Origin of the sequence: Cupriavidus sp. a3 (assembly GCF_051015765.1) — a bacterium.
In the GTDB taxonomy this organism is placed as follows: domain Bacteria; phylum Pseudomonadota; class Gammaproteobacteria; order Burkholderiales; family Burkholderiaceae; genus Cupriavidus; species Cupriavidus oxalaticus_A.
Genome location: NZ_CP170643.1, coordinates 427,891 through 454,029, shown reverse-complemented (window position 1 = coordinate 454,029; position 26,139 = coordinate 427,891). Strand labels below are relative to the sequence as shown.

Here is a 26,139-nt window from a genome sequence, read left to right as displayed (position 1 = left end):
ACAAGTCCGGCCGTCGATCAAGCCGGGACGGGGCCGGCGCGCGCTTATTTCTTGATGCTGGCGAGCTTCTTCTCCAGCGTGGCCACGTCGGCCGCGCCCGGGATGCGGGTGCCATCCATGAAGAACACTGCCGGCGTGCCGGTCACGTTCATGCTATGGCCCAGCGCCAGGTTTTCCTGCAACGGCGTCTGGCAGCTGCCGTTGCCGGTCAGCGCGACCTGCTTGAGCATCCAGTCGCGCCACGCCTTGGTGCGGTCGGCCGCGCACCAGACCTGCTTGGCCTTGGTTTCCGAGTCGGGCGACAGCACCGGGTACAGGAAGGTGTACACGGTGATGTTGTCCATCTGCTGGAAGGTCTGCTCGATGCGCTTGCAGTAGCCGCAGTTCGGGTCGGAGAACACCGCGATCTGGCGGCTGCCATCGCCCTTGGTCCACTTGATCGCGCGCGCCAGCGGCAGGTCCGACCACTTGATGCGGTTGATCTCGGCCATCCGCTCTTCGGTCAGGTTGGTGCCGGTGCGGGTGTCGATCATCTCGCCGTTGAGGATGTAGCGGCCGGTGCTGTCGGTGTAGACCACCTGCCCGCCGATATTGGCCTCGAATAGCCCCGGCACCGGAGTCTTGCTGACACTTTTCACCTCGGCGCGGCCGCCCAGCACCTTCTGCAGCGACTCCTTGATGCGGTCGGTGCCGGGTTCACCCGCCGCCATGGCATGCAGGGCAAAGCCGGCCGCGGCCAGGCCGCCAGCGACGGCGGTGACGGTGGCGCTGCGGACAGGGTGGCGGCGCAGGAATTGGAACATGTGGACTCCAGGGGTGTTCGGTGATCGGGTGATCGTTCGGGGCGCGGTGGCGGCGTCAGCCGAGCGCGCGCCCGATCAGGAAACGCTTGAGCAGCGGCTGGCCGCCTACCGCGCGCATGCCGGTGTTGCGCACCACCCGCGCCACGCCGCCGGGCAGCGAGAACAGCCGGTGCAGCCCGTCGGTGGCCGCGGTCAGCGACAGCAGGTCGGTGGCGCGCGCGCGCTCGTAGCGGCGCAGCAGGCGCAGGTCGCCCTCGCTGCGGAAAGGTTCTTTGTCGGCCATCACGCGGCCAAGTTCCGCCACATCGCGCAGGCCCAGGTTCATGCCCTGCCCCGCCAGCGGGTGCACCACGTGGGCGGCGTCGCCGACCAGCGCCACGTGCGGCTGCACGAACTGGTCGGCGCGCTGCAGCACCAGCGGGAAGCCCTGCGCCGGCGTCACGCAGCGCAACGTGCCGAACTGGCTGCCGACCGCGCCGGCGGCGCCCTGCATCACGGTGGCGGCAAGCGCCTCGGGCGACAGCGCGAGCAGGTCGCGCGCGTGCGCTTCGTCTGCCGACCAGACCATCGAGACATGGTTGCCCGGCAGCGGCAGCATCGCCAGTACCTCGCCGTTGGCAGGCTCTTCGTCGGCCATCAGCTTTTCCGGCGCGCCCAGGAACCACTGCCAGGCGGTCTCGTGGTGCGGACGCTCGCAGGCAAAGTTGGCGACCACGCCAAGCTGGCGGTACTTGCGCGTGCTGACGCCGATATGGCACTGCTGGCGCAGCCACGAGCGCGCGCCGTCGGCGCCGATCGCCAGCGCCGTGCGCAGCTTGTTGCCGTTGTCCAGCGTCAGGGTAATGCCCTCCGGATCGCGCTCGCATACGGTGGCGGTGCCGTCATGCCAGGTCACCTGGTGCTGGAAGCCTAGCGCGGTGTCGAGCGCGCGCTCGACATGGCCGGATTCGATGATCCACGCCAGTTGCGGCACCGCCGCGGCGTACGCGGAGAAATGCAGGTCGCCGTCCAGGCTGGGCGAGGTCTCGGCGGCGCTGACGTCGCCAAAGACACGCATGTCGCGCACCGGCTGGATGCGAGCCGGGTCCAGCGCCTCCCACACGCGCATCCGCTCCAGCAGCGCCTGCGAGCTGGCGGAGAAGGCATAGATACGGCTGTCCCAATCCTCGGCTGGCGCGCGGCCGACGCCGCGGGGCGGCTTCGGCGCCACCAGCGCCACGTCCATGCCCTGCTGGGCCAGCAACAAGGCACAGGACTTGCCGACGATGCCGCCGCCGACGACGGCCACCTGGAAAGCGGAAGAATTGCGCGCAGCGGTGCGCGCGGACGCGTGGGATCGGGTCATGGCTGGATTATAGCCACGTCACTCCGGGGCCCTTCGGGCGCGGCCGCTCATTATTTCCTCAGGTCATTAGGCATATGACAAAACTGTCGGTGCGTGGGTCAAAGTTCGGAAACGCACAGCCTATATTGAAACGAATTGTTTCTGACCGGGGACGAACCACCTGAAGGGAGGTGGAGCAATGAAGAGGGCGCTTTGGATTGCCGCGGTTGGTATCGCGGTTGCAGGGGGATCGGCATTCGGAGGCACGACTGGCCCGCGGGACGTTTATACCGACGGCGCCAAGGTCTCCAAATTCGATGTGTATTCGGATGGAGCACGGTCAATCGACCGGCGGGATGTATTCCTGGATGGTGCAAGGGCAATCGACAGGCGCGACATGTTTACGGACGGCGCCAAGACGACGGATAAGCGGGACCAGTTCACGGACGGCGCATGAACGTCGTGAACCTCGATTGAGCGGAAGCGGCGCTCACGCAACGGCCAGGAAGACTTTCCTGGCCGTCTTGTTTTATATGCGGGTGGAACGGCGACCGGCCAGCAACCCGGAGGCCCGATAGGGTTACAATTGCCGTTTTCCGTGGCAGACCCCGTATAGCCGTCGAGCCCGAGCTCGATGTGACGTGTTTGTCTCGTCCGATGCAGTCCCGCCACTGGCCCCGCCAGGCGCCCGTCGCCAGCCCGCCCGGCACCGGACCGCATCCTGCAAACCCTTGATTTCTAAGACAAGACCATGAGCCTCAAATGCGGCATCGTCGGCCTGCCCAACGTCGGCAAGTCCACGCTGTTCAATGCCCTGACCAAGGCCGGCATCGCCGCCGAAAACTATCCGTTCTGCACGATCGAGCCCAATGTGGGCGTGGTCGAAGTGCCGGATCCGAGGCTCGCCAGCCTGGCCGAGATCGTCAGGCCTGAGCGCATCCTGCCGGCCACGGTCGAGTTCGTCGACATCGCCGGCCTGGTCGCGGGCGCTTCCAAGGGTGAAGGCCTGGGCAACCAGTTCCTGGCCAATATCCGCGAAACCGATGCCATCACCCACGTGGTGCGCTGCTTCGAAGACGACAACGTGATCCACGTGGCCGGCAAGGTCGATCCGCTGTCGGACATCGAGGTCATCAACACCGAACTCGCACTGGCCGACCTGGCCACCGTGGAAAAGGCCCTGGCCCGCTATATCAAGCCGGCCCGCGCCGGCGACAAGGAAGCGCAGCGCCTGGTCGCCGTGCTGGAAAAGGCGCAAGCCGTGCTCGACCAGGCCAAGGCCGTGCGCACCCTCGACCTGGCCCCGGAAGAATGGGACGCCATCCGTCCGTTCTGCCTGATCACCGCCAAGCCGACCATGTATGTCGCCAACGTGCGTGAAGACGGCTTCGAGAACAACCCGCACCTGGACGCGGTGCGCGAGTACGCCAAGCAGACCAATTCGCCGGTGGTAGCCGTGTGCGCCGCCATCGAAGCCGAGATCGCCGACCTGGACGACGCCGACAAGGCCGAATTCCTGGCCGACCTGGGCATGGAAGAGCCGGGCCTGGACCGCGTGATCCGCGCCGGCTTCAAGCTGCTTGGCCTGCAGACCTACTTCACTGCCGGCGTGAAGGAAGTGCGCGCCTGGACCATCCATGTCGGCGACACGGCGCCCAAGGCGGCCGGCGTGATCCATACCGACTTCGAACGCGGCTTTATCCGTGCGCAGACCATTGCCTTCGACGACTACATCTCGTTCAAGGGCGAGACCGGCGCCAAGGAAGCCGGCAAGATGCGGGCGGAAGGCAAGGAATACGTGGTGAAGGATGGGGATGTGCTGAACTTCCTGTTCAACGTCTGAGCCAGCCCCCGACGCCAAAAAACCCGCGATTTCGCGGGTTTTTTGTTTTCTGCCGGGCGCGGGGGAACCGCCCGCCGCTTCACAGCTTTTCCATTTCCTTCCCCCGCAGCCCCACCAGCAGCGCCTGGCCGTCCGCGCCCACGCGGAACTCCCCGTACATGGCCTGGGCAAAGCGCTCGCCCTGCCCCTCCTGGAAGAAATACGCATCGGTCGACACCTGCACCTGCGCCCCGCCCCAGCGCGACCGCGCCGCCTGGAAGCGCAGCAACTGCTCGCCCACGCCCAGCGGCCCGCCGTCATGCAGCCGCACGAAGCTGGCCACGCCCTGCGCGTCGCGCCGGATCACCGCCACGCCGTCGCGCGGCGGGCGCTGCGCCGGCCCCTGCGCCGTGCGGATCTGGTTGCCGATGGCGAAGTTCAGCGCCATGTAGTCGCCCTGCATCAGCGATCGCGGATCGACCGGCGCGAGCCGCAGCAAGACGGTGTCGCCGCGTGCCAGCAGCGTTTCTTTGCCGGCGATGCCGGCGGCGGCCAGCGCCAGGGTCAGCGCCCAGGCGGTCACGATCCAGCGCTTCATGCGAACTCCTTGCCGGTGCGACCGCGCAGCAGCCAGTGGCGCCCGGCCAGCAACAGCACACCCGCCGCTGCCAGCGTGACGGACTTGGCCGGCAGGGTCCAGTGCAGCGCGCTGTAGTACCAGACGAAGCCGACGGCAATGGCGGTGACGCCCAAGCCCATCCAGGCCATGGAAGCCCGGCGCAGGGCCAGTGCCAGCGCCAGCGCGCCGGCCACGACGGCAGGCGCCGCGGCCATCAGTGCGCCAAAGGCGAGCGTGCCGGCGAGCACTGCCGCCTGCATGGCGGAGCCAGTGGCCAGGCGGCGGCACTCGGCCAGGGAAAACCCCGCCAGCACCAGCGTCAGCAGCGCGCCCCCCATCCAGTGCGCGACCGACAGCCGCCCCGCCTCCGGACCGAACAGCCACGTCATCGGATGACTCATCCCGGTCACCACCAGCGCCATGGCGAGCGCGGCCAGCAGCGTGGCATCGGCGAGCGGCTCCAGCAGTGCATGCCGCCCCGCCGCGCACACGCGCGCCTCTGCCAGCGTGAAGGCGGTCACCAGCGCGCAGCCCAGCGGCGCCAGCCAGCCGAGCGTCCACGTCAGCGCGCGCCAGTCATCGGAGGATCCGTGCGGCAGGGCAAGATGCAGTGCGCCCGCCAGCCCGATCCACACGCCAAGCCCGCACAGCAGCCGGTGCAACCGGTTGGGCACCAGCAACACCAGCACGCCTTCGAACAGCGCGATGCCGGCCCAGAATCCGGCGGTCCCGGTCACGCGCGCAAAGCCAAGCGCCTCCACCAGCCCATACACCGCCATCCCCTGCCCGCACAGGCTGACCGCCAGCGCGAACTGGCTCGCCGCGATCCCGCCGCCACGCCAGTACAGCAACGCGGCCAGCGCGATCATGGCCAGCCCGGTCACGGCCATGGCGATGCCGTTCTCGCGCGCGGCCACGAACACCGTCCCAACCAGGAACATCTGGAAAAACAAGGCGCCAAGCCAGCCGGCCGCGCCCATCAGGCAGCGCACCGCCCACGGCGCGTGGCTGTGCTCCGGGCATTCGCCCTGCACCGCGCCGCGCGCGGCCAGTTCCTGCCAGAGCCGTTGCTCGGTCTGCAAGGTGGTGCTCATGCCTGCTCCGGTTGGGCGCGCAGTTGAGCGCGATAAGCGCGCATCAGCCACGCCGCCGCGCCTGCGGCCAGGCCAATGGTGACCAGCCCGAGCAGCAGGAATGCGCCGAAGTCGCCCTTGCCCTCGAACAGCAGCTTGCCGAGTCCGGCCACCACCAGCACGATGCCGGTCAGGCAGGTCAGGCTCAGCACGACGATATCGAAGGCGCGTTGCCGGTACCACCACGCCAGACCTGCCAGCACGGCCAGCGCAACCACGAATGATGCCGCATCGAAGCGGCTGTCGAACAGGCTGGTCAGGCCCAGCGAGCCGGCCTGCACGCAGGCCAGCGCAGCCAGCAGGCGGCTGCCGGTCTGTCCCCGGAAGCCCAGCCCGGACGCGCGGGCGGCCAGCAGGTGCCACAGCGCCAGTTGCAGCAGCACCGCCCCCAGCAACGCCAGCGTGGCGGTGCGCAGGTAGCGGCTGTCGAACAGCAGCGCAAACAGGCCTTCCATGCCGAAACGGATGCTGAAGTAGCGCAGCAGCGCCACGTTGCCGACCACCAGCACCAGCCACCAGTGCGGCGCAGCGCGCGCCGCCAGCGCCCACGGCACCGCCAGCAGCGCCCACAGCGCAAACAGCTGCCAGGCATCGGCGCCGGTCTGGTAGTTCTGGCCGATCACGGCGAGCAGCACGCCGGACAGCACCTGCGCGCCCCCGAGCGCGGCGCGGCCGGCGGCGTCGGCGGCGGGTCGCAGCCACGCGAACGCTGCCAGCACCGTGATGGCGGCGGCGAGCAAGCCAAATTTGGAGAACTTGTGCAGGTCTTGCCAGTTGAAGGCAAAGAAGACGATCACGCCGGCGCATAGCAGGGCGGTGCCCAGCGCCATCAGCGCCTGGTCGAGCCAGCGGCGCCAGTCGGTAGCGGCCGGCTCGGTGCGTGCCCAGGGGGCGGCGATCGCCTCGGCAGCCAGCCGTCCGCGTGCGCGCCAGTCGGCCAGCGCCTGGCGGATGGCGCGCCGTTCGCCGTTTGCCACGGTGGAGGTTTGCATGCTCGCCCTTGCGTGCCCCGATGCGTGGGACTTTAGCAAAGCGCAGCCCGGGCCGCACCTTGCGGCGTGCCGGCGCTATGCCTGCCGCATGGGCGCCGGTATGCTCTGGGTTTCGCCTTCCACTCCGCCTGCCCCATGACCCTGGGAATCCTTGCCGCCATCCACGATGAAGTCGACGGCCTGGTGGCCGCGATGCGCCACGACGACAGCCGCGCCACGGTGCACACCATCGGCATGCGCGACTACTACGTCGGCAACCTGTACGGCCAGCCGTGCGTGCTGGTGCTGGCGCGCATGGGCAAGGTGGCAGCCTCGGCGACCACGGTCACGCTGATCCGGGAGTTCGGCGCCACCCAGGTGGTGTTTACCGGGCTGGCGGGCGGCGTCGGCGCCGACACCAATGTCGGCGACATCGTCATCGCGGACCGGACGATCCAGCACGACCTCGACGCGCGCCCGTTCTTCGGCCGCCATGAAGTGCCGCTGCTGGACCGCGCCGAGTTCCCGGCCGACCCGGCGCTGACCGCCGAACTGGAAGGCGCCGCGGCGGATTTCCTGCGCCTCGACCTGGGCGCCGACGTGCCGCCCGAGGTGCTGGCCCGCTTCGGCGTGGCCACGCCGGGGCTGCACAAGGGCATGATCGCCAGCGGCGACCAGTTTATCGGGGCCCCGGCTGCGGTGGCGGAACTGCGCGAGCGGCTGCCCGGCCTGCTGGCGGTGGAAATGGAAGGCGCCGCGGTGGCGCAGGTGTGCCATGAATACGGCGTCCCGTACGCGGTCATGCGCACGGTGTCGGACCGGGCGGACGATACCGCCCATGTGGATTTCGCGGCATTCCTGAAGGAGGTGGCCAGCCACTATTCCAATGGCGTGCTGCGCCGGCTGCTGGCCGCGCGGGCTGAAGCGGATCCCGTGCGCACCTGACCAGGATCAAGCGGCGCGCAGATTCCAGGCCGCCGCGTCGGTTCTGTCCTTACCGTCCGCGCGGCCGGACGGCTCCCCAGGCGCCGACCAGGATGGCGGCGCCGGCAATCACCGCCAGCCAGCTGCTGAGCTGCCCGTCGACGAACAGGTGCAGCGCGCGGCCACCGTAGAAAGCGGCCGCCGCGCCCGCCGCGCCCAGCACCAGCGCGGCCGGCAGGGTCACGACGCGTCCTGCCGGATGCAGCCGGCGCGCAGCCAGTCCCACCAGCAAACCCACGATCAAAGTGCCCAGCATCCAATTCTCCTGTGTAGCCTGAATCACAGCCGCATCCGGCTGCGTCGTAACGATACTGCAAACCAGACGGCTGCGACGCATACTGGGTATGCGCCTGCAATCTGTGGTGCCGGCGGTATAATGGCAACCGGTCCGGCCACGCTCCGGATCGTACCTGTCCCCAACAAATGCAACTGCTCGCGATCGGCATCAACCACACGACGGCACCAGTCTCGCTGCGCGAGCGGGTGGCGTTTCCGCTCGAGCAGATCAAACCCGCACTGGGAGCGCTGCGCGAGCACCTGTCCGGCCGCAGCGGCACCGAAGCCGCCATCCTTTCCACCTGTAACCGCACCGAGATCTACTGCGCCACCGACGTCCTGAAGCCGGGCCAGGAAGGTTTCGAGCACACCCTGCGGTGGCTGTCGCAGCACCACAACGTGCCGGCCGGCGACCTGGCCCCGCACCTGTACGCGCTGCCGCAGTCCGAAGCCGTGCGCCACGCCTTCCGCGTGGCCAGCGGGCTGGATTCGATGGTGCTGGGCGAGACCCAGATCCTGGGCCAGCTCAAGGACGCGGTGCGCACCGCCGGCGAGGCCGGCTCGCTGGGGACGTACCTGAACCAGCTGTTCCAGCGCACTTTCGCGGTGGCCAAGGAAGTGCGCGGCCAGACCGAGATCGGCGCGCATTCCGTATCGATGGCCGCCGCCGCGGTGCGGCTGGCGCAACGGATTTTTGAAAGCGTCTCGACCCAGCGCGTGCTGTTTATCGGCGCGGGCGAGATGATCGAGCTGTGCGCGACCCACTTCGCCGCGCAGCAGCCGCGCCAGATCGTGGTGGCCAACCGCACCGTCGAGCGCGGCGAGAAACTGGCCGAGCAATTGTCTGGCCAGGGCCTGATCACGCAGGCGATCCGCCTGACCGACCTGGGCGAGCGGCTGCATGAATTCGACATCGTGGTGTCCTGCACCGCCAGCTCGCTGCCGATCATCGGCCTGGGCGCGGTGGAGCGCGCGGTCAAGCGCCGCAAGCACCGCCCGATCATGATGGTCGACCTGGCCGTGCCGCGCGACGTGGAACCGGAGGTCGCGCGCCTGGACGACGTCTTCCTGTACACCGTCGACGACCTCGGCGCGATCGTGCGCGAAGGCAACGCGCTGCGCCAGGCCGCCGTCGCGCAGGCCGAAGCCATCATCGAAAGCCGCGTGCAGAACTTCATGCACTGGCTCGAAACGCGCAGCGTGGTGCCGGTCATCCGCGAGCTGCAGACCAGCGGCGAAGCCATCCGCCAGGCCGAGCTGGAGCGCGCGCGCCGCATGCTGGCACGCGGCGACGACCCCGAGGCGGTGCTCGAAGCCCTGTCCGGCGCACTGACCCGCAAGTTCCTGCACGGCCCGACCCACGCGCTGAACCACACCCAGGGCGAAGACCGCGAGGCGCTGCTGCGCCTGGTGCCGGGCCTGTTCCGCCACAGCAGCCACTCCGAGCGCTAGCCGCGCTCCGGTCTTGCCGCACGCCGACCGCGCTGGCACGCCGCCGCCGCATTCCGGCAGCCCCGGCCCACTGGCCTCCCTCCATTCCCCCGCATCCCGATGAAAGCCAGCATGCTTGCCAAGCTCGACCAACTGGCCGAGCGACTCGATGAAGTCAACGCCCTGCTCGCGCGCGAAGACGCGACCGCCAGCATCGACCAGTACCGCAAGCTCAGCCGCGAGCATGCCGAGCTGTCGCCGGTGGCCGAGCAGTACGGGCAATACCGCCAGGCGCAGGACGACCTGGGCACCGCGCAGGCGCTGCTGGACGATCCCGAGATGAAGGACTTCGCCGCCGACGAGATCGCCAGCGCGCGCGAGCGGCTGGAAGCGCTGGAGCAGAGCCTGCAGCGCCTGCTGCTGCCCAAGGATCCCAACGACGACCGCAACCTGCTGCTCGAAATCCGCGCCGGCACCGGTGGCGAAGAAAGCGCGCTGTTCGCCGCAGATCTGCTGCGGATGTACACGCGCTACGCCGAGCGCCAGCGCTGGCAGGTCGAGATCATGAGCGAGTCCGGGTCCGACCTGGGCGGCTTCCGGGAAGTCATCGTGCGGATCGCCGGGGATGCCGCGTTTTCGAAGCTGAAGTTTGAATCCGGCGGCCATCGCGTGCAGCGCGTGCCCGCCACCGAGGCACAAGGGCGCATCCATACCTCGGCCTGCACGGTGGCGGTGATGCCGGAAGCCGATGAGGTCGGCGAGGTCGAGATCAATCCGGCCGACCTGCGCATCGACACTTTCCGCGCCTCGGGCGCCGGCGGCCAGCACGTGAACAAGACCGATTCGGCCGTGCGCCTGACCCACCTGCCGACCGGCATCGTGGTCGAGTGCCAGGACGACCGGTCGCAGCACCGCAACAAGGACAAGGCGATGAAGGTGCTGGCCGCGCGCATCAAGGACATGCAGACCCGCGCCGCCCAGGCGAAGGAAGCCAGCACGCGGCGCAACCTGATCGGCTCGGGCGACCGTAGCGACCGCATCCGCACCTACAACTTCCCGCAGGGCCGCGTGACCGACCACCGCATCAACCTGACGCTCTACAAGATCGACATGATCATGGATGGCGACATGGACGAGCTGCTGTCGTCGCTGGCCGCGGAGCACCAGGCGGACCAGCTGGCCGCGCTCGGCGAGGACGCATAAGCGGCTTAAGCACCGCTCAGGCCCGCTTCGTGCGCGAACAGCGCGTAACGTCCCACAAGACTTTGTATTTCTTGTAAATGCTTGAAACAGCACTGGTAGGGGTAAACGCGCTGTCTATAATCGATTTCGACCGGCAAACGGAGAATGGTGCCGGGTGAGTCTCTCCCAAAACATTTCCTAGGACGAAATCATGAAAAAACTGCTCGCGCTGTTGATGATCACCGCAGCCATGGCCGCTTGCAGCAAGAAGGAAGAAGCCCCCGCAGCTTCCAGCGCCGACAGCGCCATGCAAAGCGCCGCTGAATCCGCCAAGGCCGCTGCCAGCGACGCCGCCGCAGCAGCTGGCAGCGCTGCCGACGCCGCCAGGGCTGCCGCCAGCGATGCCGCTTCGAGCGCGCAGGTTGCCGCCGAGAAGGCCAAGGAAGAAGCCGGCAGCGCCATGGCCAATGCCAAGCAGGCAGCCAAGGACGCCGTCAATGCCGGCGCCGACAAGGCCAAGGACGCCGTCAATAAGTAATCGTGCCGGCGGGGGGCTTTCAGCCGCCCGCCTCCGATGGGCGGTACACTTGGCGAAACGCCGGAGATCCCGCCTCAAAGCCCCGCCAGGCCCTGCGCCGGTGGGGTTTTTTGTGGCCGGCAACAGAACCGTCCCTACCCGATGTCTTCCCCTAACACTGCCGCGCTGCCGGCCACGCCAACGCTGCGCGAAGCCCAGACCCTCGCTGCCATGGTGGGCCTGCCCACGCTGGAAGCGCGCATGCTGCTGACGCACGTGACCGGCCTCACCCGCACGCAGCTGATCACGCGCGATACCGACACGCTCACGCTGGCCCAGCGCGATGCCTTTGCCACGCTGCTGGCGCGGCGCCTCGCTGGCGAGCCGATGGCCTACCTGCTGGGCGAGCGCGAATTCTTCGGCCGCAAGTTCCGCGTCACGCCCGATGTGCTGATCCCGCGCCCCGACACCGAGATCGCCGCCGAAGCCTCGCTGGCCCGGCTGGCCGACGTGCCCCGCCCGCTGGTGCTGGACCTGGGCACCGGCTCGGGCATCCTGGCCGTGACGCTGGCGCGAGAACGCACCGATGCGCAGGTATGGGCGACCGATATCTCGCCCGGCGCGCTGATGGTGGCGCAGGACAACGCCAGCGCGCTTGGCGCCGACCGTATCAACTTCCTGGTATCGGACTGGTACGCCGCGCTGCCGCCCGGGCTGCGCTTCCACCTGGTCGTCAGCAACCCGCCTTATATCGCCGCGGGCGACCCGCACCTGGCCGAAGGCGACCTGCGCTTCGAGCCCATCGATGCGCTGACCGACCACCAGGACGGCCTATCCGACCTGCGCACCATCGTCGACGGCGCGCCGCAACGGCTGCTGCCGGGCGGCTGGCTGCTGATGGAGCACGGCTACGACCAGGCCCAGGCGACGCGCGCGCTCCTGCAGGAGACCGGCTTTACAGACGTTTTCACCGCGCGCGACCTCGCCGGCCAGGAGCGCTGCACCGGCGGACGCTGGTCTGGGGCGCAAGCCTGAAGCCCGCCGGCGATTCCGGTAAAATCGGCGGCAGATTCCCGCCGCGTGGCTTGCCGCGCGGCATCCCTTTTCCCAGGCGGCGCCCGACGGCGGCGCCATCCAACTGAAAAGCAGACCATGAGCGACGTGCAGCAAAAGATTGACCAGATCGTCAAGGGCAACCCGGTAGTCCTGTTCATGAAGGGCACCGCGCAGTTCCCGATGTGCGGCTTCTCGGGCCGCGCCATCCAGATCCTGAAGGCCTGCGGCGTCGACGCGCCGACCACGGTCAACGTGCTGGACGACGACAGCATCCGCCAGGGCATCAAGGAATACGCCAGCTGGCCGACCATCCCGCAGCTCTACGTGAACGGCGAGTTCATCGGCGGCTCGGACATCATGATGGAGATGTACCAGAACGGCGAGCTGCAAACCCTGCTGAAGGGCTGAGCCCGCCATGCCCGTGAGCGCTGCCCCGCCGGCCACGGCGGGGTCTGTACCACCGCGGCGGCTGATCGTCGCGATCACGGGCGCCACCGGCGCCATCTACGGCGTGCGCCTGCTGCAGGTGCTGCGCGCGGCGCCCGCGGTGGAAACCCACCTGCTGATTTCGCCGGCCGGCGTGATGAACCTGCAGCACGAGCTCGACATCGGCCGTGCCGAGGTGGAAGCGCTGGCCAGTGTCGTGCACAACGTGCGCGATATCGGCGCCACCATTGCCAGCGGCTCGTTCCGCGCCCACGCGATGGTGGTGGCGCCCTGCTCCATGCGCACGCTGGCCGCGATCGCGCATGGCCTGTCGGATAACCTGATCGCGCGCGCCGCCGACGTCACGCTGAAGGAGCGGCGCAAGCTGGTCTTGATGGTGCGGGAAACGCCGCTGAACCTTGCGCACCTGCGCAATATGACGGCGGTGACGGAAATGGGCGGGATCGTGTTCCCGCCGGTGCCGGGCTTCTACCAGAAGCCGCAAAGCATTGCCGAGCTGGTCGACCATACGGTCGGCCGGGTGCTGGACCTGGTCGACCTGCCCGAGATCGGCCAGACGCTCACGCCCAGCTGGGGCGGGCTCAACGCCCGGCCCGGTGACGCGGCGGGCGGCAACTGAACGCTGTTGCCGGGCTCCCCGCCGTTGCTTCAATCCTGCCTACCTTGCCGCAACCTCCGGCAATCGCGGCGGTGCTGCTGTCATTCCAGCTGTCATTCCAGCTGTCATTCCAGCTGTCATTCCAGCTGTCATTACCAACGACGATAGCCACGGCCGTAGTAGCCGTAGCCGCCGTAGTAATACGGCCGCGGAGCGACCACGACCGGCGCGGGGGCAACATAGACCGGCGCGGGACCCACGGCGGGACCGGCGGGAGTGGGATAGACGGCGCAGCCGCCCAGCAGGGTGACCGATGCCGCCGCGGCAGCCAGTCCAATCGTCAGCAGTTTCATGGTGTTTTCCTAGGGGGCCTCAGGGCCGGAAACGGGCATGTGCCTGCCCTGCTGACGTTATACGGGCAGTTTGCGTAATACGGCGTCAAAGGCATGTAAGGCTTGTTACCGTTCCCTACGGCGCTCGTGATGCCGCCTTCAGATCTCGAACCTGATCCCCTGCGCCAGCGGCAATGAATCGCCGTAGTTGATGGTGTTGGTCGCCCGGCGCATATACCCCTTCCACGCATCCGATCCCGACTCGCGCCCGCCGCCGGTCGCCTTCTCGCCGCCGAAGGCGCCGCCGATCTCCGCCCCGCTGGTGCCGATATTGACGTTGGCGATGCCGCAGTCGCTGCCCGACGACGACAGGAAGCGCTCGGCCTCGCGCATCGACTCGGTGAAGATGCACGACGACAGCCCGTGCGCGGCGGCATTGTTCAGCGCGATCGCCTCGTCGAAGCTGGTGTACGGCATCAGGTACAGGATCGGCGCGAAGGTCTCGGTCAGCATGGTGTCGTGCTGCACGTCGGTCATCACCAGCGCCGGCCGCACGTAGCAGGCATGCGGGAAGCGCGCGGCCAGCAGCCGTTCGCCGCCAGTGACGATATTGCCCTGCGCGCGGCACGCGGCAAGCGCGTTGGCCATGGCGTCGCCCGCGGCGTTGTCGATCAGCGGGCCGATCAGCGTGCCGTCGTCGAGCGGATCGCCGACCGGCAGCCGGTCGAACACCGTGACCAGCCGGCTCGCCATGGTATCCATCAGGTCGGCATGGACGAAGCAGCGGCGAAGCGTGGTGCAGCGCTGGCCCGCCGTGCCCGCCGCTGCAAAGGTGATGGCCCGCACCGCCAGCTCGATATCGGCCGAAGGTGCGACGATGGCGGCGTTGTTGCCGCCCAGCTCGAGAATGCTGCGCTTGAACTGCCCGGCGCAGGCGATGCCGACCTCGCGACCCATGCGGGTAGAGCCGGTCGCGCTGACCAGCCGCACCGCCGCGTGTTGCACCAGGTGGTTGCCAAGCATGCGCCCGCCCGGCAGCACCGCGGTGATGCCGGCATGCTGCGGCGCCGCCGCAGCCAGCACGCGCTCTAGCAGCCCGTGCGCGGCCAGCGCGCACAGCGCCACCTTCTCCGACGGCTTCCACAGCACGCCGTTGCCGCACACCAGCGCCAGCGCCGCGTTCCACGCCCACACCGCCACCGGGAAATTGAAGGCCGAGATCACGCCGCACAGGCCGTACGGATGCCAGGTCTCGCGCATGGCATGCTGCGGGCGCTCCGAGGCGATGGTCAGCCCGTGCAGCTGGCGCGACAGGCCCACGGCGAAGTCGCATATGTCGATCATCTCCTGCACCTCGCCCAGCCCTTCCTGCAGGATCTTGCCGGATTCCAGCGACACCAGCCGGCCGAGCGCGGGCTTGTGCTCGCGCAGCACCTCGCCGTAGCGCCGCACGATCTCGCCGCGTGCCGGTGCCGGCAGCAGCGCCCAGGTGCTCTGCGCCGCGTGCGCGCGCGCGATCAGCGCATCGGCCTGCGCCGGCGTGCAGGCCGGCACATGGCCGATGGCCTCGCCGTCTACCGGCGAGCGCACCGTCACCGCGCCGGCAGGCGTGCCGTCCTGCCATGGGCGCGGCAGGCCCAGCGAATCCCAGCAGGCTGCAAACTCTTGCGCTTTCATACGTGGGTCTCCTGCAGCGGATGCTGCGTGTAGTGGCGGCCGAAGCGGTTCTTGAGGAAGGCGTCGAGCGGCATCGTCTCCTGGCGCACGAAGCCGGCCTGCGGCAACGCGCCGGTGGCTACCATGTCCAGCGCGGTGCAGATGCCCGCCGCGGTGGTCAGCTGGATCGCGTTGAGGTGCCCGTCCTTGTTGTCGACCCCGCCGATGCGCGCCGAGAACGAAGCCTGCGTCAGCGGCCCGCGCCCGCGTTCGCCGCCGGCCGGGTAGCCGGTGGCGGTGGCGAACACGATCACCACGTCCTGCTCGGTCACCGGGATGGCGCGGTCGAAGATCTCGCGCAGCCAGTCGCGGCGCTCGCGCAGGCGCAGGTCGTTGAGCAGCAGCTTCATCAGCGCGCAGTGGCCGGGGTAGCGGATGGACTTGTAGTCGACGTGGCGCGCGCGCCCGGCCAGCGTCTCGGGCAGCGTGCCAAGGCCCCCAGATGTATTAAAGGCTTCGTACTCGATACCGTCCAGCGCAAAGCTTTCCAGCCCTTCCAGCGCCGGCAGTTCGACGCGGCGGCCGTCGACGATGGCTTCGCACGGGTTGCAGTATTCGTTGATCAGTCCCTCGGTGCTCCAGGTCAGGTTGTACTTGAGCGCGTTGCTGGGGTAGCGCGGCAGCGCGCCGACCCGCATCTGCAGGTCCAGCAGCTCGCCGCCGCCACGCATGAAGCGCCGCGCCAGGTCATTCCCGACCACGCCGATAAAGCCCGGCGCCAGCCCGCACTGCGGCATTAGAACCGAGCGCGCGTTCTGCGCCAGCTGGCGGATCGCATGGGTGGCGGCCACGTCCTCGGTCAGGTCGAAGTAATGCACGCCCAGGCGCGCCGCGACCGAGGCCACGGCAATGGCGGCGTGGAAAGGCAGCGCATTGAGCACCGCGTCGGCGCCGGCCAGCAGCGCGGCGCAGGTGCCCGGCTCGGTAGGATCGCCGGCGCGCGCCAGCACGCCCCGCGGCAGGCCGTCGAGGCGGCGCGCGTCATGGTCGACCACGCTGACGCGGTAGTCGCCGGTGTCGTGCAGCATGGCGGCAATGGTGCGTCCGATCTTGCCCGCGCCCAGCACCGTCACATGCAGCGGGCGGTTCGCCTTAGGCAGGTCTGGTGGGGCCTGCCGGCCCAGGTTCGAGGGTTGCATGGTGCCTCCGTCCACAAGAAAGATTGTCCCGTGACTGGAGTATGGATAGCGGCTGCGACGGAATGAAGGCACAAGAACGACGAAAACCCGCCATAATCGAACGAACCGACGAACCTGTCCGACGTTATGACCGAACTCGACGTGACCGACCGCCATTTGCTGTCGTTGCTGCAGGCGAATGCGCGCGAAAGCGCCGCCAACCTCGCACGGCAGCTGGGCATCGCCCGCACCACCGTGGTCGCCCGCATTGCCCGGCTGGAGCGCAGCGGCGTGATCGCAGGCTATGGCGTGCGCCTGGGGCAGAAGATGGAAGACAACGTGATCCTGGCCTATTGCGGGCTCTCGGTGCAGCCCAAGGCCGCGCCGGCGATCCTGCGCGCGCTGCAGCGCCTGCCCGAGATCGAAGAGGTCAACTCGGTCAGCGGGCCGGTCGATTACCTGGTGGCGATCCGTTGCGACACGCACGACCGGCTGGACCGGCTGCTGGACGAGATCGGCATGCTCGACGGCGTGAACCACACCACCACCTCGATCGTGCTGGCGCGCAAGCTCGACCGCCGGCGCGCTGCCGGCTGAAGCGGTATGCTCGCAGACCGAACAAGCCAAAGCGGAGATATCCAATGAGCAATCCGATCCGTGTCGCCGTAGGCGGCGTGACCGGCTGGGCCGGCGGTGAACTGGCGCGCGGCGTGGCGCATGCCTCCGACATGGCGCTGGTGGCAGGCCTGTCGCGCGGCGCCGCCGGGCAGCCGCTGGCGCAGCTGACCGGCCATGCCGACACGCCGGGCGTGGCTGCTGCCAGCATCGAAGCGCTGGGACAGACGCCCTATGACGTCTATGTCGAGTACACCAAGCCGGCCATCGCCAAGCACAACATCCTGCAGGCACTGGCGCACGGCGCGCACGTGGTGGTGGGCACTTCGGGGCTGACCGACGAGGACTACGCGGAGATCGACGCGGCCGCGCGCCAGGCCGAGCGCGGCGTGCTGGCATGCGGCAATTTCGCCATCACCGTGGTGCTGCTGCAGAAGTTTGCCGAGATGGCGGCGCGCCACCTGGAACACTGGGAGATCATCGACTACGCCAAGGCCGGCAAGGTCGACGTGCCGTCGGGCACGGTGCGCGAACTGGCCTACCGGCTCGGCCAGGTCAAGACCGCCGCGCAGGCGGTGCCGGTGGACCAGGTCAACGGCCCGAAGGAAACCCGCGGCGCGACCATGTCGGGCACGCAGGTGCACGCGGTGCGGCTGCCAGGCTACCAGCTCGGCGTGGAGGTGATCTTCGGCGCCGACGGCCAGCGCCTGCACCTCAAGCACGAGGCCGGCGACGGCTCCAAGCCCTATGTCGCCGGCGCGCTGCTGGCGATCCGCAAGGTCCACACCGTGCGCGGCGTGGTGCGGGGGCTGGACAAGGTGATGAAAGGCCTGTGACGGCCGCGGGCCGCCACAGCCTCGCGCTGCTTACCAGCTGCCGGGATTGACCGGCTTGGCAGGCGGCTTGGCGGCCGTCTTTTCAGGCTTGTCAGCCTTGCCTTTCGCCGCGGGCGCCGATGCGGGGTTCAACTTGCCGTCCACCTCTGCATCCTTTTCCGCCATCAGCGCGCGCGCCTGGGGCAGCAGCATCTCGATGGTGCCGGTGGCCGGGTCTTCCGGCATCGCGTACAGCTCGACGGTCAGTGGCCTCTTCGTCCACCCGGCATGGATCGTCTTGACGGTCTTGCCGGCCTTGTCGCGCATCTCTTCCTGTTCCTGGCGGAACGGCTTGCCATACAGCGCGTTGATGCTGTCGACGGCGGCCTGCTGCGAATTGGCGCCGGCGGTCGGGACCACCAGGCCCACCAGCGCATTGCGGTCGACAAAGGCCACCAAGTGCGGGCCATCCATGAAGCCCGGGCGCTTGTCGCGCGGCACGCCAACCTGGCGCACCAGGCCGTCGCCCTTCAGTTCCACGCAGAACGCGGTCACGTCGCGGCCATCGGGCGAGCGCTTGTCGGCGCAGTCGGGCAGCGCGGGCAGCGGATTGCCGATCTCGAGCATGCCCAGCAGCGGCGCCAGCGCGCTGTTTTCGGGGCTGCTGGCTGTCTTGGCGGTCTTGGATTCTGCTGCCGCGGCAGCGGGCTTGGCGGCGGGGGCGGCAATGGCGCCGGCGGCGCCCAGCAGGCCGGCGAGCGCCAGCCCGGCAACGGGGAATTTCAAAGTCTGACTCCTGGAAATCGGCTCCGGGTTGGAGCGCGCCCCGGCCGGGATGTTCCACGGGCCGGGGGGCGGCACCGCTCACGCATGGCAGCGGGGCTGCGGCGTACGTGCCGCAAAAGTCACCTGACAGCCTGCGGATCGGGGCGAGCGCTAGCTTAACCGATCGCCCCGGCGGCTCCTGCACATAGCGCCGCGGTGCGACTCTCAGGCTGGCGCCTTGCTTGCCAGCGCCTGCGCCTCGCGCCTGAAGCCGTGGCTCACCTGGTGGTAGAACGGGCGCGGCGAGAACTGCCGCGCGATAAACGACGACAGCAGCGACGCCGCCAGCAGGAACACGGTCAGGTCCTGCGTGCGCGTCATCTCCATCACGATCACGCTGGCGGTGATGGGCGCCTGCGTGGCCGCGGCCAGGAACGCCGCCATCGACACCAGCGCCAGCACGCGCGGCTCGGCCATGCCGGTGACGAACTGCGCCACGTTCTGGCCGATGCCTGCGCCGATCGCCAGCGCGGGGGTGAAGATCCCGCCCGGGGTGCCGGCAAAGTAGGACACCACCGTCGCCACCAGCTTGGCGATGCCGAACCACAGCGTGGCGTGGGACTCGCCGTTGATCAGCGCCGCGGCCTGCTCGTAGCCGGTGCCAAAGGTAGCGCCCGAGGTCGCCACGCCGAGCACGGCCACCACCAGCCCGCAGCCGAACGCCACCCACACCGGATGCTGCGTAGCCAGGCCGCCCCAGCGCGCGGGCAGCAGCCCGGAAACGCCGCCGGCCAGCGCCTTGGCAAAGAAGCCGCCCAGCACGCCATTGAGCAGCGCGCACACCAGCACCGGGCCCCACGCATTGCTCAACACCAGCATCGGCACCTTGACCACGAAATACGGGTTGTTGCCCAGCACCGCCAGCGACAGGAAACCGGCGGTCAGCACACCCGACAGCACCAGCCGGTCCCAGCGCACGGCGGTGCCGCGCCCCAGTTCCTCGATGGCGAACACCACGCCGGCCAGCGGTGTATTGAACGCGGCCGCCAGCCCGCCGGCCGCACCCGCGGCGATCAGCGCATTGGGATGGAAGCCGATGCGGAAGCGCAGTTTCTCCTGGCACCAGTGGCCCCACGCCAGCATACCCGCGGCGCCGACCTGCACCGATGGCCCTTCGCGGCCCACCGACGCGCCGGCCAGTAATGCCAGCGTGGTCAGCAACACCTTCCACATCGATTGCCGCAATGACACCAGCGCGGTCTGTGCCGGACCATTCGGCGGCAACGTGAACGCGGCGATCACCTGCGGAATGCCGCTGCCGCGCGCCTGCGGCGCAAAGCGGATCGTCAGCCAGCGCAGCGCTGCCAGCCCGAACGGCAGCATTACAAACGCCAGCCACGGCGTGGCCTGCGTCAGGTGGTGGTTCCAACGCAGCGCCACCTCGGCGATCCATGCGAACACCAGCGAAAACAGGCCAACGCAACCGGCGCCGAACATGAACACCGTGTAGCGCAGCGTGGTGCGCGATATGCGGCTGGCCTGGCGCGACTTGCGCGAGGCGGCAACGCGGGCGCGGCGGGTGAGCTTGTTCAGCAGGCGGGGATCGGGATGCGGTGCGGTGGGGTCAGGCTGGGCCTCGGCGTCTGGACGCTGCCCCGGCTCCGCGGATGACGGATTGGCGGAATCGGGATCTTTAGGATCGGTGGGCTCGCGCTCGGTCATGACACGGGGGGCGTTGCTGGGGCATTCGGCGCGGTGACGGGACTTGCACGGCCGGGATCAGCGAGAACTATACGCCCATCGTTGCGGCGTGGGCCAAGGGTGGCCGGTGATCGGCTCGCGAGCAATTGAGTAAGCTGCCGCTCGTGGTGAACGCTCCCCTCCCGCGAAGTGGGAGAGGGGAGCAAAGCCTCAGTCAGCGAAAGCCAGCGTACTCAGTCCAGCGAAATATTGTTCGCCTTGATCACCTTCCCCCAATGCTCCCGGTCCGCCTCGATATACCGGTCGATCTCCGCCTGCGTGCGCGGCGGCTGCACGATCAGCCCGAGCGCGCTGAAGGTCGCGCGGAACTGCGGGTCCTTCAGCACGTGCGAAGCGGCCGCCTGCAGTTTGGCTACGGCTTCAGGCGGCGTCTGCGCCGGCACCGCCAGCCCGAACCACGTCGCTGCCTGGAAATTGGGATAGCCGCTCTCGGCCACGGTCGGCACGTTGGGCAGCACCTCCAGCCGGGTGCGGCCGGTGACCGCCAGCGCCTTGAGCTTGCCGGCCTTGATATGCGGCAGCGAGGTGCTGACCACATCGACCATCAGTTGCACGTCGTTGGCCAGCAGCGCCGCCAGCGCGGGCGCGCTGCCGTTGTAGGGCACATGCGTGACGTTGATGCCGAGCTCGGTCTTGAGCATCTCGGTGGCCAGCTGCAGCGCGTTGCCCAGCCCCACCGATGCATAGTTGAGCTTGCCGCCGGACGACTTGGCGTAGGCCGCGAATTCCTTGATGTTGCCGGCCGGCACCTGGGTGTTGGTCACCACCACCAGCGGCGCCTCGGCACCAATCGTGAAGATCTTGAAGTCCTTGGGCGGATCGTAGCTGATCTTCTTGTACAGCATGGGGTTCAGCACCATGCTGCCGTTGGTCGCCAGCACCATGGTGTAGCCGTCGGCGGGCGCGCGTGCCACGCTGTTGGTGCCGATCATGGTGGCGGCGCCGGGGCGGTTTTCCACCACCACGGTCTGGCCCAGCTGTCGCGACATGCCGTCGGCGAGCGCGCGTCCGAACTGGTCGGTCGAGCCGCCCGGCGTGTACGGCACCACCAGCTTGAGCGGCCGGTCCGGATAGGCGGCCAGCGCGGCGCCGCCCCACAGAGCCAGTGCGCATCCGGCGCCGGCTGCCATCGCGGCGAGCCAGGCCCGCCGTCCTTTCTTGTCCTTGTGCATCGCGTCTCCTCCTGTGGTTATCTCTGTATCGCCGCGCTGCCCGGTAGACTCAGACGCGCCGCTGGCGGCCTTCCCAGTATCGGTCACGCAGCCGGCGCTTGGCGAGCTTGCCGGTCTCGTCGCGCGGCAGCTGCGGCTCGACCACGATGCTACGCGGCACCTTGAAGCCCGACAGCCGCTGGCGCAGCCATTCGATGACCTCGGCCTCGCGGATTTCCACGCCCGGCATCGGCTGCACCATGCCGAGCAGGCGCTCGCCGTACTCGTCGTCGGGGACGCCGAACACCACGCAGTCGGCCACGCCGGGATAGCGCACCAGCTCGTGCTCGATCTCGGCCGGGTAGATGTTGACGCCGCCGGAGATGACCATGTCGGACGCGCGGTCGCAGATGAACAGGTAGCCGTCGGCGTCGACGTAGCCCATGTCGCCCAGCGTCACCAGCCCGCTGCGGTCGATCGCGCGGCGCGCGGCCTCGTTGTTGCGGTAGCTGAAGTCGGGATAGGCGGGCTGGCGCACGTAGACCAGGCCGATCTCGCCCGGCGCGCACTCGCGGCCGTCTTCATCCAGGATGCGCAGCTGCGCGTCGTCGACCGGGCGGCCGGCGGTGCCGGGACGCGCGGCGGCGTCTGCCGGCGTGGCCACGGTGATCATGCCGGCCTCGCTGGAGGCATAGGTCTCGTGGATGATCGGGCCGAACCAGTCGAGCATGGCGCGCTTGACCTCCGGCGCGCACGGCGAGCCGGTCGAGGCGACGAAGCGCAGCGACGACAGGTCGTATCTGGCGCGCACCTCGGGCGCCAGCTTGAGCAGGCGCACGTACATGATCGGCACCAGGTAGACCACGTCGATGCGGTGCTTTTCGATCAGCGCCAGCACCTGCTCGGCGTCGAAGCGCGGCGTGATCACCAGGCGCTCGGCCATCTGCAGCGCGTTCTGGATAAACGAGCTGGGCGCGCTGTGATACAGCGGCGCCGACATCAGCGCGCGGCAGCCCGGCTCCAGGCCGTAGGTCTGCCGCACCAGCGAGCGCGCGCGCGCCTGCTGCGCTTCGAGCTGGTCCAGCGGGACCGGAGCGCGTATCACGCCCTTGGGCCGGCCGGTGGTGCCGGACGTGTAGGCCATATGGCCGCGCGGCGCCACGCGCGGGCCGTCATAGGCCGGCTGCTGCGCCAGCCAGCCTTCATATTCGGTCGCGCCCTCGGCGCTGCCGCCGACCGACAGCACCGTCATGCCGGCGGGCACGGCGTCACGCACCGCGGCCAGCAGGTCGGACTGAACCAGCAGCACCTTGGCGCCGCTGTCGGCCAGCAGGAAGCGCACCTCTTCGGCGGTGAAGTGCCAGTTGATCGGGCAGTAGTAGCAGCCGGCGGTGCGGCAAGCGTTGACCACGTCGGCGTAGGCGGGATCGTTGCGCAGTAGCACGGCGACCACGTCGCCCTGCTCAACGCCCAGCCGGCGCAGGCCGCCGGCGAGTTGTGCGCCGCGCGCCACCAGTTCGTCGGCGGTGCGGTGCATGTCTTCAAACCAGAGGTCCGTGGCCATCCGTTGTCTCCCTTTCTCGCTTAGCTGACTATCAGCTTGCCACTGTATCGGCACGGTCATTCATCGACAATCACGCGCAGCGGAATCACAATGTTGCGCCAGACTCGACAATCCCACAGGCAATCCCGGATGGACCTCAACCTGATCCAGGCCTTCGTCGATATCGTCGACGCCGGCAATCTTGCCGAAGCGGGCCGGCGGCGCGGCGTCACGCGCTCGCAGGTCAGCCGCCAGTTGCGCGAGCTGGAGCACCAGGCCGGCGCCCAGCTGCTACGCCGGACCACGCGCCGGCTGGAGCTGACCGAGCCCGGCCACGCGCTGTACCAGCACGGCGTGCGCATCTTGCAGGAGGTGACTTCGGCACAGGCGGAGATCGACAGCCTGGGCAAGACCCTGCGCGGCCATGTGCGCGTGAGCGTGCCGACCGGGCTGGGCGACGCCTATATCGCGCCATTGCTGCTGCGTTTCGCCAAGCTGCATCCCGGGATCACGCTGCGGGTGTTCTTCGCCAACCGCGTCAACGACCTGATCGCGGCCGAGATCGACGTGGCGCTGAAGGTCACCTCGGCACCGCCGCTGGACCATGTGGCGCGCGAAATCTGCGATATCCGCTGGCAACTGTATGCATCGCCGGATTACCTCGCGACCATTCCGCCCGTGCGAGTGCCGCCGGACCTGGCGGGGTGCAGCTTTCTTTGCCCGCCCTATACGCCGCGCCAGTTTGCGCTGTCGTTGTACCGCGAGGGCCAGCGTGTCGACGTGGCGCTGACGCCGACGCTGCAATCCGAGCACTTCCTGTTCCTGGCGCGCGCGGTCAGCGAGGGGCATGGCATCGGCCTGCTGCCGGTCTATATCGGTTGGGAGGCGGTGCAAGCCGGCACGCTGGTGCCCGTGCTGCCGGACTGGCGGCCGGAAGGACTGGGCAACCGGCTCTACATCATCACCACGCCGAACCTGCATCCGTCGATGGCCACCCGCGCGCTGATCGGCTTCATGCGGGAAGAGCTGGGCAAGATCGAAGTCTTTGCAGCCTGAAGCTCGACATGGCCGGCAGGTTCAGCCAGCGCCGCCCCGTTGGCGACGGTGGCCGGTAATCGAACAGAATCCCCTGCGGCCCCCTCCCGATGCTGAACGAACTTTCATTCTGCAAGCTATGCTTCATGAAACTTGCAAATTGAAAGCAAGAGACCGACCGAGGCGCCGAGACCATGCCACCCACCCCAACCGATTTCACTTCCATGCCCTGCCCGGTCGCCCGATCCATGGCGGTGCTGGGCGAGCGCTGGGCCATCCTGGTGCTGCGCGAGGCCTTTTACGGCAGCACGCGCTTCGACGAGTTCGAACGCAACCTGGGCATCGCCCCCAATATCCTCAGCGCGCGGCTCAAGACGCTGGTGGCGCACGGCCTGCTGGCCCGCGTCACGCCAGAGGGCGGCGGCCGCCATGTCTACCGGCTGACCGACAAGGGCCGTGACTTTTTTCCGGCCTATGTCGCGCTCAAGGCCTGGGCCGACCGCTGGATGACCGATGAGAAAGGTCCGCTGACGCTGCTGCAGGACCGCCGCACCGGCCAGGAAATCGCCGAGCCCGCACTGGCGCGCGCCGACGGCACGCCGATCACGCTGGACGACGTGCGCGTGCTGCCGGGCCCTGGCGCCGGCCGCTTCCTGCAGCGCCGCTTCGGCGAACCCGACAGCGTGGGCCACGGCGCGGAGCACGGACATGAGTGAAACCGGCGCCTTGCCCGCCGGCACCGTACCGGCCGAGACAGTCCCCGCCACGGAACTCGCCCGCCGCATCGGCCGCCTGGCCGGCCCGACCGCGCTGATTGCGGTGCTGCAGGCGGTGGGCCAGCTGATCGAAACCTGGCTGGCCGCGCGCCAGGGCACCGCCGCGCTGGCGGGTTGGGCGGTGGTGCTGCCGTTTGCGCTGCTGCTGCAGCAGATGTCGGCCGGCGCCATGGGCGGCGGCGTGGTCGCGGCGATCGCGCGGGCGCTGGGCGCCAACAAGCGCGAGGAAGCCTCGGCGCTGGTGATGCATGCGCTGCTGATCGCGGTCACGGCCGGGCTGGCCTTTGCGGTGGTGCTGGCCGGCTTCCCGCGCGGGGTGCTCGGCGCCGTGGCCGGCGGCACCGCTGCCGAAGCTGCCGCCAGCTATGCGATCTGGCTGTTCGGCGCTGGCGCGATCCCGGCGTGGCTGGCCAATACGCTGGCCTCGGTGCTGCGCGGCGGCGGTCGCCATGCGCTGGCGGCGCGCGTGCTGGCGCTGATGTGGGTGGCCTTCCCGGTGCTGGCATGGCTGCTGGCCGAACCCGCCGGCATGGGGCTGGCCGGCATCGGCGCCGCGCTGGCCGCGGTCTCGTGGGCCGCGGCACTGGCGATGGCGATCGTGGTCGCACGCGGCGGCGCCGGCTTCGTGCCGGTGCTGCGGGTGCGGCCGTCGTGGGCGCTGTTCTCGCGCATCCTGTCGGTGGGGCTGGTGGCGTGCGCGCTGGCGTCGGTGGCCAACCTGACCACCATCCTGGTCACCGCGCAGCTGCGCCATCATGGCACCGCGGCGGTGGCGGCCTATGGGATCTCGGCGCGGCTGGAATTCCTGATGATCCCGCTGGCGTTCGGCGTGGGTTCGGCGCTGACGGCGCTGGTCGGGCGCGCGGTCGGTGCGGGCGACTGGCATACGGCGCGCCGCACCGCTTGGGTCGGCGCCTTCCTTGCGCTGGCGATCGCGGGTACGGCCGGTGCGGCGGTCGGGCTGGCGCCGGTGCGCTTTGCCGGCCTGTTCACCAACGATGCGGAAGTCATCGCCATCGCGGCGCGCGCGCTGTCATGGGTGGGGCCGGCGTTCGGCGGCTTCGGGCTGGGAATGGCGCTGTACTTTGCCTCGATGGGCGCCGGGCGGATGCGCTGGCCGGTGGCGGCGGGGCTATGCCGGATCGCGCTGGCGGCGGGGGGCGGCTGGGTGCTGGCGAATGTGTTCGGGATGGGGCTGGACGGGCATTTCCTGGGGGTGGCGCTGGGAATTACGGCGTATGGGGTGGTGACCGCGCTGGGGGTCAGGCAGGGGGAGTGGTCGGCGCGGTAGGGATGACTGTCGCATCCCGCCGGTTTGGTCATCTTTCCCGCTGAGGGGAGAGTGAGAA

27 protein-coding genes are annotated in these 26,139 nt (G+C 69.0%); 14 read left to right on the top strand and 13 right to left on the bottom strand.

Annotated features, from left to right (window positions below; translation table 11 throughout):
- Window positions 1-44: 44 nt before the first annotated feature.
- Window positions 45-803, bottom strand: a complete 759-nt coding sequence (locus ACAD63_RS02110; protein WP_133093514.1) for a DsbC family protein — start codon at window positions 801-803, stop codon at window positions 45-47.
- Between the two features lie 55 nt (window positions 804-858).
- Complete coding sequence (locus ACAD63_RS02105) at window positions 859-2,148, bottom strand: UbiH/UbiF family hydroxylase (RefSeq protein WP_135705998.1); 1,290 nt, start codon at window positions 2,146-2,148, stop codon at window positions 859-861.
- A 178-nt stretch (window positions 2,149-2,326) separates the two neighbouring features.
- Between ACAD63_RS02105 and ACAD63_RS02100 the strand changes: the two genes are divergently transcribed.
- Window positions 2,327-2,584 (top strand): hypothetical protein, encoded by a 258-nt coding sequence (locus ACAD63_RS02100; protein WP_135705999.1) that lies wholly within the window; start codon window positions 2,327-2,329, stop codon window positions 2,582-2,584.
- A 294-nt stretch (window positions 2,585-2,878) separates the two neighbouring features.
- Window positions 2,879-3,970 carry a redox-regulated ATPase YchF gene (ychF, locus tag ACAD63_RS02095; protein ID WP_133093511.1) on the top strand — a complete coding sequence of 364 codons (1,092 nt, stop codon included), beginning with the start codon at window positions 2,879-2,881 and terminating at the stop codon, window positions 3,968-3,970.
- A gap of 79 nt (window positions 3,971-4,049) precedes the next feature.
- Here ychF and ACAD63_RS02090 read toward each other — a convergent pair whose 3' ends face one another.
- Genes ACAD63_RS02090 through ACAD63_RS02080 form a run of 3 tightly spaced genes read right to left on the bottom strand, consistent with a single transcriptional unit; the run spans window position 4,050 to window position 6,693 of the window.
- On the bottom strand, window positions 4,050-4,547 hold the full coding sequence (locus tag ACAD63_RS02090) for a GDYXXLXY domain-containing protein (RefSeq protein WP_135706000.1): 498 nt from the start codon (window positions 4,545-4,547) through the stop codon (window positions 4,050-4,052).
- Entirely contained in the window at window positions 4,544-5,662 is a 1,119-nt protein-coding gene (locus tag ACAD63_RS02085) for a DUF4401 domain-containing protein (protein WP_135706001.1), read from the bottom strand. The genes ACAD63_RS02090 and ACAD63_RS02085 overlap by 4 nt, the downstream gene beginning before the upstream one ends.
- The gene (locus ACAD63_RS02080) at window positions 5,659-6,693 is read right to left on the bottom strand and encodes a DUF2157 domain-containing protein (RefSeq protein WP_434033368.1); all 1,035 of its coding nucleotides are present in this window, start codon (window positions 6,691-6,693) and stop codon (window positions 5,659-5,661) included. The genes ACAD63_RS02085 and ACAD63_RS02080 overlap by 4 nt, the downstream gene beginning before the upstream one ends.
- A 135-nt stretch (window positions 6,694-6,828) precedes the next feature.
- Between ACAD63_RS02080 and ACAD63_RS02075 the strand changes: the two genes are divergently transcribed.
- The gene (locus ACAD63_RS02075; RefSeq protein WP_133093507.1) at window positions 6,829-7,617 is read left to right on the top strand and encodes a 5'-methylthioadenosine/adenosylhomocysteine nucleosidase; all 789 of its coding nucleotides are present in this window, start codon (window positions 6,829-6,831) and stop codon (window positions 7,615-7,617) included.
- 49 nt (window positions 7,618-7,666) lie between these two features.
- On the opposite strand, the gene ACAD63_RS02070 is transcribed toward ACAD63_RS02075, so the two are convergent.
- On the bottom strand, window positions 7,667-7,912 hold the full coding sequence (locus tag ACAD63_RS02070) for a hypothetical protein (RefSeq protein WP_133093506.1): 246 nt from the start codon (window positions 7,910-7,912) through the stop codon (window positions 7,667-7,669).
- Window positions 7,913-8,079: 167 nt separating this feature from the next.
- Between ACAD63_RS02070 and hemA the strand changes: the two genes are divergently transcribed.
- The 6 genes from hemA (at window position 8,080) to ACAD63_RS02040 (ending at window position 13,184) form a co-directional block, all read left to right on the top strand.
- Complete coding sequence (gene hemA / locus ACAD63_RS02065; protein ID WP_195431014.1) at window positions 8,080-9,384, top strand: glutamyl-tRNA reductase; 1,305 nt, start codon at window positions 8,080-8,082, stop codon at window positions 9,382-9,384.
- Between the two features lie 99 nt (window positions 9,385-9,483).
- Window positions 9,484-10,566, top strand: a complete 1,083-nt coding sequence (gene prfA, locus ACAD63_RS02060) for a peptide chain release factor 1 (protein WP_133093504.1) — start codon at window positions 9,484-9,486, stop codon at window positions 10,564-10,566.
- A 190-nt stretch (window positions 10,567-10,756) separates the two neighbouring features.
- Window positions 10,757-11,083, top strand: a complete 327-nt coding sequence (locus ACAD63_RS02055; RefSeq protein ID WP_133093503.1) for a hypothetical protein — start codon at window positions 10,757-10,759, stop codon at window positions 11,081-11,083.
- Window positions 11,084-11,224: 141 nt separating this feature from the next.
- On the top strand, window positions 11,225-12,097 hold the full coding sequence (gene prmC, locus ACAD63_RS02050; protein ID WP_240745902.1) for a peptide chain release factor N(5)-glutamine methyltransferase: 873 nt from the start codon (window positions 11,225-11,227) through the stop codon (window positions 12,095-12,097).
- Window positions 12,098-12,214: 117 nt separating this feature from the next.
- A complete protein-coding gene (gene grxD, locus ACAD63_RS02045) occupies window positions 12,215-12,526 on the top strand; it encodes a Grx4 family monothiol glutaredoxin (protein WP_029048347.1) in 312 nt (103 codons plus the stop codon).
- A gap of 7 nt (window positions 12,527-12,533) precedes the next feature.
- Entirely contained in the window at window positions 12,534-13,184 is a 651-nt protein-coding gene (locus tag ACAD63_RS02040; RefSeq protein ID WP_135706007.1) for a UbiX family flavin prenyltransferase, read from the top strand.
- A 131-nt stretch (window positions 13,185-13,315) separates the two neighbouring features.
- Here the strand turns inward: ACAD63_RS02040 and ACAD63_RS02035 are convergent, their stop codons facing one another.
- From ACAD63_RS02035 to ACAD63_RS02025, 3 genes are all read right to left on the bottom strand, one after another.
- Window positions 13,316-13,510, bottom strand: coding sequence for a hypothetical protein (locus ACAD63_RS02035; RefSeq protein WP_029048349.1), 195 nt, complete (start codon window positions 13,508-13,510; stop codon window positions 13,316-13,318).
- A gap of 144 nt (window positions 13,511-13,654) precedes the next feature.
- On the bottom strand, window positions 13,655-15,172 hold the full coding sequence (gene amaB, locus ACAD63_RS02030) for an L-piperidine-6-carboxylate dehydrogenase (protein WP_195431017.1): 1,518 nt from the start codon (window positions 15,170-15,172) through the stop codon (window positions 13,655-13,657).
- A complete protein-coding gene (locus ACAD63_RS02025) occupies window positions 15,169-16,350 on the bottom strand; it encodes a saccharopine dehydrogenase C-terminal domain-containing protein (protein ID WP_434033367.1) in 1,182 nt (393 codons plus the stop codon). The genes amaB and ACAD63_RS02025 overlap by 4 nt, the downstream gene beginning before the upstream one ends.
- Window positions 16,351-16,476: 126 nt before the next feature.
- Here ACAD63_RS02025 and ACAD63_RS02020 point away from each other — a divergent pair, with 126 nt between their 5' ends.
- Window positions 16,477-16,926: an Lrp/AsnC family transcriptional regulator gene (locus ACAD63_RS02020; protein ID WP_029048352.1), complete on the top strand. Its 450-nt coding sequence runs from the start codon at window positions 16,477-16,479 to the stop codon at window positions 16,924-16,926.
- A gap of 44 nt (window positions 16,927-16,970) precedes the next feature.
- The gene (dapB, locus tag ACAD63_RS02015) at window positions 16,971-17,780 is read left to right on the top strand and encodes a 4-hydroxy-tetrahydrodipicolinate reductase (RefSeq protein ID WP_434033366.1); all 810 of its coding nucleotides are present in this window, start codon (window positions 16,971-16,973) and stop codon (window positions 17,778-17,780) included.
- A gap of 30 nt (window positions 17,781-17,810) precedes the next feature.
- Here dapB and ACAD63_RS02010 read toward each other — a convergent pair whose 3' ends face one another.
- The 4 genes from ACAD63_RS02010 to ACAD63_RS01995 form a co-directional block, all read right to left on the bottom strand.
- Window positions 17,811-18,545, bottom strand: a complete 735-nt coding sequence (locus ACAD63_RS02010) for a hypothetical protein (RefSeq protein WP_434033365.1) — start codon at window positions 18,543-18,545, stop codon at window positions 17,811-17,813.
- A 204-nt stretch (window positions 18,546-18,749) separates the two neighbouring features.
- Window positions 18,750-20,246 carry a chloride channel protein gene (locus ACAD63_RS02005; protein WP_434033364.1) on the bottom strand — a complete coding sequence of 499 codons (1,497 nt, stop codon included), beginning with the start codon at window positions 20,244-20,246 and terminating at the stop codon, window positions 18,750-18,752.
- 212 nt (window positions 20,247-20,458) lie between these two features.
- On the bottom strand, window positions 20,459-21,457 hold the full coding sequence (locus ACAD63_RS02000; protein ID WP_195431023.1) for a Bug family tripartite tricarboxylate transporter substrate binding protein: 999 nt from the start codon (window positions 21,455-21,457) through the stop codon (window positions 20,459-20,461).
- Window positions 21,458-21,506: 49 nt separating this feature from the next.
- Window positions 21,507-23,000, bottom strand: a complete 1,494-nt coding sequence (locus tag ACAD63_RS01995) for an acyl-CoA synthetase (RefSeq protein WP_434033363.1) — start codon at window positions 22,998-23,000, stop codon at window positions 21,507-21,509.
- Window positions 23,001-23,129: 129 nt separating this feature from the next.
- On the opposite strand from ACAD63_RS01995, the gene ACAD63_RS01990 reads away from it, so the two are divergent.
- From ACAD63_RS01990 to ACAD63_RS01980, 3 genes are all read left to right on the top strand, one after another.
- A complete protein-coding gene (locus ACAD63_RS01990) occupies window positions 23,130-24,035 on the top strand; it encodes a LysR family transcriptional regulator (RefSeq protein WP_133093494.1) in 906 nt (301 codons plus the stop codon).
- Between the two features lie 173 nt (window positions 24,036-24,208).
- Window positions 24,209-24,730 carry a winged helix-turn-helix transcriptional regulator gene (locus ACAD63_RS01985; RefSeq protein ID WP_135706013.1) on the top strand — a complete coding sequence of 174 codons (522 nt, stop codon included), beginning with the start codon at window positions 24,209-24,211 and terminating at the stop codon, window positions 24,728-24,730.
- Entirely contained in the window at window positions 24,723-26,081 is a 1,359-nt protein-coding gene (locus tag ACAD63_RS01980) for an MATE family efflux transporter (RefSeq protein ID WP_135706014.1), read from the top strand. The genes ACAD63_RS01985 and ACAD63_RS01980 overlap by 8 nt, the downstream gene beginning before the upstream one ends.
- Window positions 26,082-26,139: the final 58 nt, after the last annotated feature.